The organism is Sphingobacterium sp. UBA5639, from assembly GCF_002421245.1.
Lineage (GTDB): Bacteria > Bacteroidota > Bacteroidia > Sphingobacteriales > Sphingobacteriaceae > Sphingobacterium > Sphingobacterium multivorum.
The window spans coordinates 222,255-234,709 of sequence record NZ_DIJR01000031.1 but is presented as its reverse complement, the minus strand read 5'-3'; the positions used below and the strand labels follow the sequence as shown (position 1 = coordinate 234,709).

Genomic DNA, 12,455 nt, shown 5'->3' with positions numbered 1-12,455 from the left:
ATCTATCTATTGTACTGATTAATCAAATCGGCCAGTGTCTCGACACTCGTGTTTAATTGGTCAATCGTCAAATGTGCCTGTGTATAATAAGGTTCTCTTTCGATCAACTTTTCTTCAATAAATAGCCTTAGTTCCTCCGGTGATTTTCCGATCAGAATGGGCCGTTTGTGTAATTTAGATTGAGAAAGACGGTCAAAAAGTGCTTTGGGCGACATCTGTAAGTAGACGGCATAACCATTCGCCTTGATCCATTCCATGTTATCAAAGAAACAGGGGGCGCCACCACCCGTAGATATTACGGCAGCATTCTCCGCAAATTTACGCAATTGCTCGCGTTCTAATGTCCGGAAGGCGTCTTCACCATGCTGACTAAAATATTCGGTAATGCTCATGCTAATTTGTTTGACGATTTCCTCATCAGTGTCGATGAAAGGGAGCTCGAGTTTGGTGGCAAGTTTCTTACCCAGGGTAGTTTTTCCACTTCCCATATAACCAATCAAAAATATAGGTTTAGGCATAGGTACTATTTGTCTTTACTTAGAAATTTATCTTCAATGGTTTTGGCATCCGGAAAATTATTATAGTGCCATTTTCCGACGACGTTGCCTCCTTTTAGGAGCAGTACACCAGGATTTGCTCTCACCATGCTTTTCAGAGGAATGAGATCGGCATAGAATATCTCCGCAATTAATTGCATTTTATCACTCAGATATTGCGCGTCTTTGGATGCAGAAGCAGTCAATAGAACAACGCGCAGTCCATTATAATCTTTTGTTAACTGAATGGCTGTCTGATTGATCTTTTGGATAGCATCAATATTGGTCGAAGAAAGATCTTTTGCAACGATCACAAGGTTATAATACGGGTTGGCAATGATTTCCTGTGTATGATCTGCACCATCAGCGTCTGTAATTAAGAGATCAGGAATAGGGATGTCATATCCTTTTTTTACTAATCTACTCTCAGGCTCACCTATAATTTCCCATGATTCATCTTCCCATAGCTTGTCAGCCATATAGACTTTGTCATTGACCTTTTTGGTTTCGCCTGTCTTTTTGTTTTTCATGGTATAGATTTGCTCAAAGACATCGCCTTGTTTGCCTTCAGGTAATACCATTAATGAAGGTAAGTTGTTGCCAACTTTGTAGGGTAAGAAATCAATAAAGGGGAGGTAGTTTACGGTGTAAACACCAATACCTAAGGAGATGATCGCTGTAATCAAAGTAGCAACGAATTGATTGCCTGATCCTTTGATAATTGATCGTAATTGTTTTCGGTTAAAAAATATAATAAGGATCAAGGCCAACAGCACCAGATCTTTAGAAAATGATTGCCAAGGTGTGAGTGGGATGGCATCGCCAAAACAACCACATGAGGTCACGACCTCAAAAAATGCCGAATAGAAGGTTAGAAAGGTGAAAAACAGGATCAGCAGCAGCAGGCCCCAGGCAACGGTATTCGCATAAACCCCAAGTAATAAAAGTGCGCCTAACAAAATTTCAAAACCACATATCACCACGGCCATGGCAGTGGCGTATTCATTAAAAGCTGTGAGATGAAATACCTCAAAGTATTCCTGAAGCTTATAGCCAAACCCTGTCGGGTCATTTGCTTTAATAAAACCGGAGAATATGAACAAAAGTCCCGTAAAAATCCGGCAAAATCCTAAAAGATAATTTGTTTTGGTACGCTGCTGTGTGGCTGTCATAATCCGATTATTGTTGTGCAATTCCTAATTTAATTAATGCAAAAACTGCGTAGTTGAGCATATCTTGATAGTTGGCATGGATGCCTTCAGAAACAAGGGTTTGCCCATCATTATCTTCAATTTGTTTAACGCGGTGTATTTTCATCAAGATCAGATCTGTCATGGAAGAAACACGCATATCGCGCCATGCTTCACCATAATCGTGGTTTTTGGCAAGCATGAGATCTCTGGTCTCGGTAACCTTTTCGGTATATTTCTGATTCACAAAAGTTGGATCCAGATTTTCTTCACCATCTTCACCCAAATCAATCTGAATCATGGCCATGACACAGTAATTGATAATACCGATATATTCGTCGACAATGCCTTCGCCAACTTTGGAAACCTTTTTGATTTCTAGCGTGCGTATACGTTGTGCTTTAATGTAAATCTGGTCTGTAATGGAAGATAGGCGCATAATTCGCCAGGCCGTTCCATAATCTTTTGTTTTTTTAATAAATAAATCCTGACAATGTTTGATAACATTGTTATATTCCTGAATGGTATCCATATCGTTGATTGAAGAAACTTGATGAGACAAGTTGTGATTACACTACAAATATAATTAGAAAATAATACTTCCAACGGTCAAATGAATGTACAATTTGTGCTTTATTGCTAAAATATAAGCAATAATTTTGGATATTACCACACTTAATAGTTCGCAGGGACAAAGAGTAGCGGGATTGTGCAAGTACATGACGTGAATTTCTCGTTTCCTATAGCTGCAAACGTTTAAATATAGGTAACTTTAGATAAGTTTGATCAGTTTGCATGGTATTACCAACTTTGAAGATCGTAAAAATATAATTCATGGATTTTAAACAACCTGTTATTAGAGATGTAGAGATCATCCGATATGTTCAGCCATTTCGGGAAGGAGGGTCTTTGCCCGCATTAGTCGATGCCGATGACGGCTTTAGTTATGTTATAAAATTTAGAGGGGCAGGTCAGGGACGAAAAGCATTGATCGCAGAACTGATCGGTGGAGAGCTAGCAAGATTGCTAAAATTGAGGGTTCCCGAAATTGTATTTGCGGAGCTGGACGAATCCTTTGGCCGTACAGAACCCGATGAAGAAATTCAGGATCTGCTCAAATTTAGTGTAGGCAAAAACCTGGGACTTCATTTTCTGAGTGGAGCCATCACATTTGATGCGAATGTTGATGCCATCGGCGCGGAGGAAGCTTCGAAAATTGTCTGGTTGGATTCTCTCTTGATGAATGTTGACCGTACTGTTCGGAATACAAATATGCTGATATGGCATAAAGAACTTTGGTTGATAGATCACGGCGCTTCCTTATATTTTCATCACAGTTGGGATAACTGGGAAGAACAATCCCTAAAACCATTTGTTCAGATTAAAGATCACGTACTGCTCAAAAATGCGAGTATGGTGGAGAAAATAGATCAGGAATATCGTTCCGTTTTTACGGAAGCGGTATTTCGTGGAATATTGGCGGTGGTACCCGATGAATGGCTGGAAGATGCCGAACGTGAGCTCTCCGCAGCCGATGCGCGCGAAGTGTATGTTTCTTTCCTGAAACAGCGTGTAGCCAATTCATCCATTTTTGCAAAACAAATAGAAGATGCCAGAAAAGACCGTATATGAGTATGCTGTGGTACGTTTGATACCACGAGTGGAGCGAGAGGAATTTATCAATGTAGGCGTAGCTCTTTATTGTCGTAAGTATCGTTTTGCGAAGATGGTTTATCTGGTCAATGAACAAAAGGTGCGTGCTCTTTGCCCGAATATCGAGTTGGAGTTGATCGAAAATCATCTGTCTTCCTTCCAGCGAATCTGCCACGGCGAAAAAGATGCCGGTAAACTTGCCGAGTTAGATATCACTGAACGGTTTCGTTGGCTCACAGCGAAGCGGAGTACCCTGATTCAATGCTCGGCATCACACCCCGGATTATGTGAGGATCCCGAAGCAACATTGAACGAGCTGTTTGAACGCTTGGTTCGCTAAGCTAAAAGATATGCTCTGCTCATCAAATGAGCTCAATGATCGGCAATGGGGCTAAGTTTTGATAATAAGGCTTAATCTATCAATATTGTATAGTATATTTGTTTTAATAAACTAGTGAAGATGCATGATTTTTATCAACATATCTATGAACAGCAATTGGCTGTTCTAGAAATGCCTTCTAACAAGAAGATCTGCGGCTGGGCTATCCGAATTGTGGATGTGCTCTTCCCCGAACGAAATTCTAGCGAGATGAAATCGGTCGATGATGTGAAGCTCGCTTTTGAACAATTTGAATTGGAGCTTGAGCAGCTCCTGAGCAAATCCAAAGCTTGTCAAAGCTGCAATCACTCGGAAGTAGCGCACCAGTTTTTTGAACGGATTCCACAACTTTATGAATTGATGTGCTGGGATGCAGATGCATTGATGGATGGCGATCCTGCAGCACAGAATAAAAGAGAGGTTGTACGTACTTATCCCGGTTTCTTTGCGATCTGTATTTTCCGGATGGCGAACGAACTACATCGCCTGGGTGTTCCTTTGATACCGCGCATATTGACAGAACATGCGCATTCCAAAACGGGAATTGATATCCATCCTGGAGCAACAATAGGCCATCATCTGCATATTGACCATGGCACCGGATTGGTTATCGGCGAAACCTGCACCATCGGTAATTATGTGAAACTTTATCAGGGTGTAACCCTGGGGGCCCTGAGTGTGGATAAGGTGTTTTCCAATGTAAAACGCCACCCGACAATTGGCGATCATGTTATTATCTACTCTGGAGCCACAATCCTGGGCGGCGAAACACACATCGGCCATCATTCGGTCATTGGCGGGAATGTCTGGTTGACAAGTTCTGTCGAGCCTTACACCACCGTATACCATCAGGCTACATCAAAATTTATAGATTCAAAACCAATAATATAGATACCATGGGAAATATCATAGATACCATAGGAAATACACCCTTAGTCGAGATTACACAATTTCATACAAATCCAAAGGTGCGGATCTTTGCAAAAATGGAGGGTAATAATCCTGCGGGCTCGGTGAAAGATCGTGCAGCACTCAATATGATCCGTTCGGCGATGGAGCGGGGCGATATTACAAAAGATAGTAAATTGATCGAGGCAACGAGCGGTAATACGGGGATCGCACTTGCTATGATCGCCGGTATATATGGACTTAACCTCGAGCTTGTGATGCCAGCTTCTTCAACGCGGGAGCGAACACTTACGATGGAGGCTTACGGGGCGAAAGTTACTTTATTGGAATCCATGGAAATATGTCGCGATTATGCAGAAGAAAAGGCCGAAAAAGAAGGCTATTTTATATTGAATCAATTTGCAAATCCAGATAACTACGAAGCACATATCAAAACAACGGGACCTGAAATCTGGCGTGATACTGCGGGGAAGATTACACATTTTGTAAGCGCCATGGGGACTACGGGGACAATTATGGGAAATTCCATCTATTTGAAGGAAAAAAATGCAGCCATTCAGATCGTAGGCTGTCAGCCCACTCCTGAATCTTCCATACCAGGCATACGGCGTTGGCCCGAAGCCTATCTGCCTAAGATTTTTGATCCAAGGAGGGTAGATCGCGTTATCGATATATCCCAACAGGAGGCAACAGCGCTTGCCCGGGAACTTGTTAAGCGTGAAGGTGTTTTTGCAGGAATGAGCACCGGCGGAGCTTTTGCAGGAGCACTTAAAATTGCAAATGAAATCGACGAAGGCCTTATTGTATTTATTGCCTGTGACCGAGGTGACCGCTATTTGAGTTCAGACCTTTTTGGCTAAGAACCCATACGAACAATACCAAGCCCACTATGGATCTTTGCTGATTTTTAGCAATCTTTAGTGGGCTTTTCGCTATTTAAGCATCGGCGCCAAAGGTGAGTAGATTGCTGTCGGGATCTAAAATCGAAAACTCCCGCTGACCCCAGGGCTTAATCTCAAGTTTGCCATTGGGGTGAATCTCAACGTGATTTTCTTGAAAAGACTGATACAGACAATCAATGTCGTCTGTGCGTATATAAACCATACCATAATTTTCTTCTGGTGGAAGTTCTTGGAATTCAAAAAAATGAATTTCAATATGGTCTTTTTTTAGCATCAGGTAACCTTCGTAATCGACTGCTCCACATAATGAAAATCCAAGTTTATGTAGATAAAAATCTTTTGTGATGGTTTTGTTGCGCATGGGCAGTTTGGGATGAATGGCTGTCAGTGTCATCGGTATATAATTATTAAGTCAAGTTTAATTCCTATGAATAACCTCGTTGAAATATAATCATTTATCGTAATACTTTAATGTTCTAATGGGAAGGATTCTTTCATTTTAATAGCGTATCCTTTAATTATTTTGGATAAAATGCAGTTGTCTGTTATAACCAATTGTTATGACTCATTTGTAATTGTGTCTTTTAAAATAATTGAGAGTTATTCAATTTTGTACCAAATCAAAGCATCATTGTCATGGACAAAAAAATAAATACGGCAATTCGTTATAAGCAGCTGCTCAATCATAAGGTCTCCGTTCGGGAAATCATTTTTATACTCCTATTTGTATTATGTCTTACCCCATTTGTATCGGCCCCTCTTGCCTTACTTTTGGGTATTATTGTGGCGCAATGGATTGGTCACCCCTTTCTGGCAGTCAATCACAGGGCAACACAGATTTTGTTACAGATTTCTGTGGTTGGACTTGGATTTGGAATGAATATCGATACAGCTATCCAAACGGGTAAGCAGGGGTTTGTGTTAACCGTTATTTCTATTCTCGGAACATTATCATTGGGCTATCTATTGGGTAGGTTACTCAAATTGGAAAAGGTGACCGCTTATTTGATTTCTGTCGGCACTGCCATTTGTGGAGGAAGTGCCATTGCTGCGGTTTCACCGACGATAAAAGCCAATGAAAAGCAAGTAAGTGTGGCGTTAGCGACCATATTTGTACTTAATGCCATTGCTTTATTTGTATTTCCTGTCGTCGGTCATTTGCTTGATCTCAGCCAGACGCAATTTGGTTTATGGTGTGCGGTTGCCATACAGGATACCAGTTCTGTCGTTGGTGCGGCAAGTAAGTACGGTAATGAAGCACTACAGGTTGCGACAACCGTAAAATTGACTAGAGCGTTATGGATTATTCCAATTGCCTGTTTAAGTGCTGTAGCATTCAAAACCAAAGGGACAAGAATTAAAATACCGTATTTTATTGGCCTCTTTGTATTGGCGGTTATCTTAACAAGTTATATCCCTTTTTTTCAGTATATAGGAGGCTATGTCGTTTCTATTTCAAAGATGGGGCTTACCTTAACGTTGTTTTTAATTGGAGCAAGTTTGTCGAGGGACGTCTTGTTGGCAGTAGGTTTTAAAGCAATACTACAGGGGGTAGTGCTGTGGTTGGGATTATCAATACCAGTACTCATCTATATCTATTTTTGTCTCTAGGGATTTAACGTATACCGCAGCATAATCATATCTTTCAACAACTGGCCATTTTCATAAATAGGCAGCTCATAATTTTCAATGAAAAAATCTTTACGGATGGCGTATTTAACAAAGCCATTTCGTTCATAAAAGCGAATTTGGGCCAGGCCACAATCTGCAGTACCTACAATCAGGTTCGGGTATTGCCGGTAGTTTTCCTTGATAAAATCAAGTAGTTGACTTCCGAGCCCCATACCTTGAAACTCGGGTGATACGGCAATGTTTTTAATTTCTAATGTCTCTGTATTGACCGGATACAAACAGAAAACAGCGATCGGTTTTACCGATTCATAGACAACATAAACCAGCGATTCATAGAGGTATTTGTCGATTGCATGAATGGTTTCGTCTGCTAAAAGCAACAAATCATAAGGATATTCCTTATGATTTGTAACAAGTTTTATTTGAAAGCTATTGCGCATGTATAAGAATTCGCTAATGGCCTATAGTCTAAGGTTGGAATTAATTGAAATGATATAAAAAGATGACATCACCCACATAAGCTGGTTTCGCACTGTCTTTGATTTTCAATGTAGCTTCGATGGTAACTTTGACAACCCCTCTCAAATTGACAACCGATTTTACTTGTGTATGGAGCTGTACAGCATTGTCAACCAAAACGGGTTGTGCAAAACGTAAGTTTTCAATCCCATAATTGATTTCCATTTTGACATTTCTTACTTCAGCAATTTGTTTCCATAAATAAGGAATGAGGGACAAGGTCAGATAGCCATGAGCAATAGTCGATTTGAAAGGACTATCAGTTTTGGCCTTTTCACTATCTAAATGAATCCATTGGTGGTCAAGGGTTGCATCCGCAAATTGATTAATTTGTTTTTGATCAATAACATGCCATTGGGATTCGCCTAATGATTTTCCTTCAAAGGCTTTGTACTCTTCATAATTGTTAATTATTGTCATATGTAATCTTTTTATCGCGTTTTGTTGGTATCGTTCTCCGCTTTCTATGAAGAAGGGGGAGACGAATTAGTGGCTAAATATAACTATACTTTTAAGAATCCTAAGCATATCCTTTATTTAAAAGATGATCGCATGAAAAGACAAGCTAAGCTCAATCGTCATTCATGCGATTGCCCGAGCTGTGTCGTTGCATAGGTGTTTTCAACGTAGGATCTGAAATTTTCGAGTATGGCCTGCCATCCATTACGTTGCATATCAATAGGATTTTCCGTTTCTGCATCAAAAATTATCGTGATATCCGTAGCAGACTTTTTTGCATTGAAGTTGATTTCAACATGACGACCATCAGGCATAACATAGGCTATTTTTTTAAAGGGTTCAAGCGCGGTATAGCTGCCTTCAAAATCAAAGCCCATAGATCCATCTTTTGCCTCCATTCGGTTTTTGAACTTTCCGCCAATACGTAAATCATTGATCGAACTTGTACAGTGCCAGTCATCTGAAGCATGATTCCATTGCATGATATCCTCGGCCGAGTTATAGGCATTCCAGATCGTTTCTACGCGTACGTTGATATGGGTTTCAATCTTTATCCGTTCCATATAATGTTATGATGTTTTCTAAGTTAATAACAGGAAAATTTGTGTTTTGTTATATCTGTTGCCAGATAATTATCAATATATAATAAAAAGTGTAAAGTTGAAACTTATTTTAACGCAACCAAATGGTTTTGATGGAGTTTTGTTAACTTTAAGCTATTTAATACTTAAATCCGATTTATATGTCTTCCAAATTGCTTGTTATCTTCTTTTTTCTGCTTTCACCGAGTTTGATGTTTGCGCAGCACTATAAAACGACAACCGACGTTGCCTATTGTAGACCAGATGAACCAGATTCTTATAAGAAAGAACGTTGTAAATTGGATATTTATATACCGACTGATCGTAAAAATTTTGCTACCATCGTATGGTTTCATGGCGGCGGACTAGAGGAGGGAAATAAATTTATTCCACTTGAACTTAAAGAAAAAGGTGTAGCGGTTATAGCAGCCAATTATAGGCTAAGCCCCAGAGCGAAAGCGCCGAGCTATATCGAAGATGCTGCTGAGGCTGTTGCATGGACATTTTCACATATTGCAAACTATGGCGGAGATCCCTCAAAAATTTATGTGTCGGGACATTCAGCAGGCGGATATTTGGCTTTAATGGTTGGTTTGGATAAGCATTACCTGCAAAAATTTGGTGTTGATGCAAATAATATAAAAGGGCTGGCACCGATTAGTGGGCAAACAAATACGCATTATACGATTAAAAAGGAACGTGGTCAATCTATGGTGATCCCCCAGATTGATCATTTTGCACCGCTTTCGTTCGCACGGAAAGATGCACCGCCAATTCTCCTGATCACTGGGGATCAACAATTGGAAATGGCGGCACGGTTTGAAGAAAACGCCCATTTGGCAGCGGTCTTAAAACAGGTAGGGCATACCAGAACCTCGTTGTATCAGCTACAGGGGTTTGATCATGGGGGAGTGTATGCGCCTGGTTGCCTGTTGATACTGAACTGGATCAAAGGACTCGAAAAGTAGTTTTTATGCGGCCAGGCCGAGAATCGGAAATACAGCAAATCAAAATATTATAAATAAAATAAAAAATATTACAATTGTACATTCGAAAATTCTACCGAAATTTATCTCCAAAGTAGCACATCTCTACTTTTCAAATTAATCCGTTATGTGGGCAAAACGTAATATCGTATTTATAATCTGTATGCTGGGGCTTTTCTTAGCACCGTATAGGTTATTTGCCTGCCACGAACCGTCCGAAAAGCCAAAACAGGAAGAAAAATCATGTTGCCTTGATGAAAGACAACAGGTAAAGGACGTCGAAACAGCAGATTGTTGTAAAGATGAAAGAGCTGAATCACCAAAATCAGATCATCATGCGGATGACTGTGGTAAACATTGTGGCGAAAAATCATGCCGTACCTCTCTGCAATGTAATCCTATTGTTTCAGTGATCGAAGCTCAGCTTATTTTACCCTTATATGCTGATGCATCAAGCGCTTATGCGCGCTATAAACAGCCTTATTGCGCTGATGCCTATTTTTCCATTTGGCAGCCTCCTCAGATCGCCTAGTGTTAGACTGATAGCCCATGCTATGTCTTTTTGGATCGGTTTCTCTATCCAAAGCCCCGTTTTATTTTAGCTTATGAAAATCCCTTTGGATCTATCGGATTCAATACGCAAATACAGTAAATCGCTGTAGAAGGGTTTTTCGTCGGTATTCTTTTATATACTACATATGATAATCATGAGATTAATGTCATTACTTGGTTTGGTAATCCCTGTATTACTATCCACCCAACATACACATGCACAAATTAAAAATGCAAAGACAGCGACTGTAAAGATTTTTGGAAATACACCGGCTGTTAAAACGATCATTGAAAAAGAAGGTCGGGACGGACAATTTGCGAAAGTTGACTGGAATCAGGCAACCAAACTGGCGGTTGTTACCTACGACTCGTCAAAAACAAGCGCGGATGAGGTTCTTAAGCGCATTGCATTGGCAGGGTTCGACAATGAAAAATTTCTGGCTCCAGATGATGCTTATGTTCAATTGGCAAAAGCTGAACAATATGAACGAGTCCTAAAACCAGCATTAAAAAATGATACTGAACAGCAGGTCGATCATACGAATCATCGTCAGGGTGTACAAACAACAATTCAGCCTTCGGTGAACTCAAAAGCAGCGGATGAAAAGACCGCATTTGCACTGTTGGCAAGTTCTTACTTTGCGCTAAAGGATGCATTGGTGAAGACAGATGCGGTGGCGGCAGCGGCTCATGCCGAGGCATTTCAAGCAGCAGTCAAAGCTGTCGATATGAATAAACTTGGCCACGATGAACATACCGTATGGATGAAGGTGATGAATAAGCTGGCAAGCGATGCGACAGGTATAACTAAAAATAAAGATGTTGCTAAGCAACGTGTGGCTTTTGCATCTCTTTCAAATGCGTTGTATGAGCTGCTGAAGGTGAGTAAATTGGACGGACCTATTTATTATCAACATTGCCCCATGTTTAATGAAGGCAAGGGAGCACATTGGTTAAGTAAGGAGAGTGCCGTGAAAAACCCGTTCTTTGGTGCGCAAATGATTAGTTGTGGAAGTACAGTAGAAACGTTAAACTAATCGCCTGTGTTATGAATTATTTCTTAGCTATCCTATCGGTTGTTGTATTGTCTTTAACGGCCTGTAGCGGTTCACAAACAAATACCAAAGCTGAAGATCAAATAGCTTCGACTGATCCGGCGATCAGTTTGCCTGTACCGTCAGTTCAATATAAATTGGGTGATCTCGTCCCTACAGCACAAGTTTGCATGGTGAATGATGCTTTTATGGGGAAAAAACAATTGCTGGTCAGGCACGAGGGTGAGGATTATTATGGTTGCTGTGAAATGTGTAAAAAGCGCATACCGCAAGAAGCTGCGGTACGTGTAGCCATCGATCCTTTTTCAAAAAAAGAAGTGGATAAGGCGACGGCTTCCATTGCAATTACCGGCGATCAAGGGGAAGTTTCCTATTTTGAAAACGAAACAAACTATCGAAATTATATTAAAAATCTAAACCTATAAATACACGTAATTATGAAAAAGTTTATGCTAATTGTGGCGATCGCATTGATATTCGTTGCATGCAACAATTCAACATCGAAAAATACACATGCAGATCATACGGTCCCTGTTGCTGCGGATACTGCAACGACGAATGTTGACAAAAGCAAAGGCGATAGCGCTTTGACTAAAGAGGCTGCCAGAGTAAATAATACAGCTGCAAAAATAGAACCATCGGCGGGGAAAGTTGATGTAACAGCAGCTAGCAATCCTTTGCAGGCTTATACAGCGCCTATTTCGCGCTGAAAGATGCATTGGTTAAGGATAATGGCGCGGCTGCACAGACAGCAGCGAAAGGAATACAGGCTGCCATTGCAAAACTTAATAACGAGCAATTAGATGCTGTTCAAGGAAAACTTTGGAAGGAATACCAACGGAAATTGGCTTTCGATACAGAGCATATTGCTGGGATTACGGAAAATGAACATCAGCGAGAGCACTTTGTGACCCTTTCCAAAAATATGTATGTGTTGATGGAATCTGTCAAACCTGAAGCTCCAGTCTATTATCAGCATTGTCCGATGTATCGTGATGGAAAAGGAGCCAATTGGTTGAGTACACAAAAGAAAATTGAAAATCCTTATTTAGGTCAATCAATGGCCACCTGTGGATCTATCGTAGAAACAATACATTAATAC

The 12,455-nt window shown here is 40.5% G+C and carries 18 protein-coding genes; 11 read left to right on the top strand and 7 right to left on the bottom strand.

Features of this window, described 5'->3' with window-relative positions; all coding sequences use genetic code 11:
• Positions 1-2: 2 nt before the first annotated feature.
• The 3 genes from B4Z90_RS20530 to B4Z90_RS20520 are packed head-to-tail and all read right to left on the bottom strand — an operon-like array spanning position 3 to position 2,258.
• Positions 3-518 carry a shikimate kinase gene (locus B4Z90_RS20530; RefSeq protein WP_286803206.1) on the bottom strand — a complete coding sequence of 172 codons (516 nt, stop codon included), beginning with the start codon at positions 516-518 and terminating at the stop codon, positions 3-5.
• Positions 519-523: 5 nt separating this feature from the next.
• Positions 524-1,708 carry a BT_3928 family protein gene (locus B4Z90_RS20525; RefSeq protein WP_046673901.1) on the bottom strand — a complete coding sequence of 395 codons (1,185 nt, stop codon included), beginning with the start codon at positions 1,706-1,708 and terminating at the stop codon, positions 524-526.
• Positions 1,709-1,715: 7 nt separating this feature from the next.
• Positions 1,716-2,258 (bottom strand): DUF1599 domain-containing protein, encoded by a 543-nt coding sequence (locus B4Z90_RS20520; RefSeq protein WP_046673902.1) that lies wholly within the window; start codon positions 2,256-2,258, stop codon positions 1,716-1,718.
• Between the two features lie 302 nt (positions 2,259-2,560).
• Here B4Z90_RS20520 and B4Z90_RS20515 point away from each other — a divergent pair, with 302 nt between their 5' ends.
• The 4 genes from B4Z90_RS20515 (at position 2,561) to cysM (ending at position 5,527) form a co-directional block, all read left to right on the top strand.
• Entirely contained in the window at positions 2,561-3,358 is a 798-nt protein-coding gene (locus tag B4Z90_RS20515) for a HipA family kinase (protein WP_286803205.1), read from the top strand.
• The gene (locus tag B4Z90_RS20510) at positions 3,336-3,719 is read left to right on the top strand and encodes a DUF3037 domain-containing protein (protein WP_046673904.1); all 384 of its coding nucleotides are present in this window, start codon (positions 3,336-3,338) and stop codon (positions 3,717-3,719) included. The genes B4Z90_RS20515 and B4Z90_RS20510 overlap by 23 nt, the downstream gene beginning before the upstream one ends.
• 120 nt (positions 3,720-3,839) lie before the next feature.
• Positions 3,840-4,649 carry a serine O-acetyltransferase gene (locus B4Z90_RS20505; RefSeq protein WP_046673905.1) on the top strand — a complete coding sequence of 270 codons (810 nt, stop codon included), beginning with the start codon at positions 3,840-3,842 and terminating at the stop codon, positions 4,647-4,649.
• 5 nt (positions 4,650-4,654) lie between these two features.
• A complete protein-coding gene (cysM, locus tag B4Z90_RS20500) occupies positions 4,655-5,527 on the top strand; it encodes a cysteine synthase CysM (protein ID WP_201639690.1) in 873 nt (290 codons plus the stop codon).
• 76 nt (positions 5,528-5,603) lie between these two features.
• Here the strand turns inward: cysM and B4Z90_RS20495 are convergent, their stop codons facing one another.
• Positions 5,604-5,963 carry a bleomycin resistance protein gene (locus B4Z90_RS20495; protein ID WP_046673907.1) on the bottom strand — a complete coding sequence of 120 codons (360 nt, stop codon included), beginning with the start codon at positions 5,961-5,963 and terminating at the stop codon, positions 5,604-5,606.
• Between the two features lie 242 nt (positions 5,964-6,205).
• Here B4Z90_RS20495 and B4Z90_RS20490 point away from each other — a divergent pair, with 242 nt between their 5' ends.
• Complete coding sequence (locus tag B4Z90_RS20490) at positions 6,206-7,180, top strand: YeiH family protein (RefSeq protein WP_201639689.1); 975 nt, start codon at positions 6,206-6,208, stop codon at positions 7,178-7,180.
• Here the strand turns inward: B4Z90_RS20490 and B4Z90_RS20485 are convergent.
• The 3 genes from B4Z90_RS20485 to B4Z90_RS20475 all read right to left on the bottom strand — a co-directional run bounded on the left by B4Z90_RS20485 (position 7,177) and on the right by B4Z90_RS20475 (position 8,742).
• Positions 7,177-7,641, bottom strand: a complete 465-nt coding sequence (locus tag B4Z90_RS20485) for a GNAT family N-acetyltransferase (protein WP_201639688.1) — start codon at positions 7,639-7,641, stop codon at positions 7,177-7,179. The genes B4Z90_RS20490 and B4Z90_RS20485 overlap by 4 nt on opposite strands.
• Positions 7,642-7,681: 40 nt before the next feature.
• On the bottom strand, positions 7,682-8,140 hold the full coding sequence (locus tag B4Z90_RS20480; RefSeq protein ID WP_046673910.1) for a MaoC family dehydratase: 459 nt from the start codon (positions 8,138-8,140) through the stop codon (positions 7,682-7,684).
• Between the two features lie 158 nt (positions 8,141-8,298).
• Positions 8,299-8,742, bottom strand: a complete 444-nt coding sequence (locus B4Z90_RS20475) for an SRPBCC domain-containing protein (protein WP_070564744.1) — start codon at positions 8,740-8,742, stop codon at positions 8,299-8,301.
• Between the two features lie 179 nt (positions 8,743-8,921).
• Here B4Z90_RS20475 and B4Z90_RS20470 point away from each other — a divergent pair, with 179 nt between their 5' ends.
• The 6 genes from B4Z90_RS20470 (at position 8,922) to B4Z90_RS20445 (ending at position 12,452) form a co-directional block, all read left to right on the top strand.
• Entirely contained in the window at positions 8,922-9,728 is an 807-nt protein-coding gene (locus B4Z90_RS20470) for an alpha/beta hydrolase (protein WP_236586121.1), read from the top strand.
• Between the two features lie 145 nt (positions 9,729-9,873).
• On the top strand, positions 9,874-10,278 hold the full coding sequence (locus tag B4Z90_RS20465) for a hypothetical protein (RefSeq protein ID WP_046673913.1): 405 nt from the start codon (positions 9,874-9,876) through the stop codon (positions 10,276-10,278).
• 175 nt (positions 10,279-10,453) lie between these two features.
• The gene (locus B4Z90_RS20460) at positions 10,454-11,335 is read left to right on the top strand and encodes a DUF3347 domain-containing protein (RefSeq protein ID WP_201639687.1); all 882 of its coding nucleotides are present in this window, start codon (positions 10,454-10,456) and stop codon (positions 11,333-11,335) included.
• Positions 11,336-11,346: 11 nt separating this feature from the next.
• Positions 11,347-11,778, top strand: a complete 432-nt coding sequence (locus B4Z90_RS20455; RefSeq protein WP_201639686.1) for a hypothetical protein — start codon at positions 11,347-11,349, stop codon at positions 11,776-11,778.
• Positions 11,779-11,790: 12 nt separating this feature from the next.
• Positions 11,791-12,063: a hypothetical protein gene (locus B4Z90_RS20450; RefSeq protein ID WP_070564756.1), complete on the top strand. Its 273-nt coding sequence runs from the start codon at positions 11,791-11,793 to the stop codon at positions 12,061-12,063.
• A gap of 8 nt (positions 12,064-12,071) precedes the next feature.
• Positions 12,072-12,452 carry a DUF3347 domain-containing protein gene (locus B4Z90_RS20445; protein ID WP_286803198.1) on the top strand — a complete coding sequence of 127 codons (381 nt, stop codon included), beginning with the start codon at positions 12,072-12,074 and terminating at the stop codon, positions 12,450-12,452.
• Positions 12,453-12,455 lie beyond the last annotated feature (3 nt).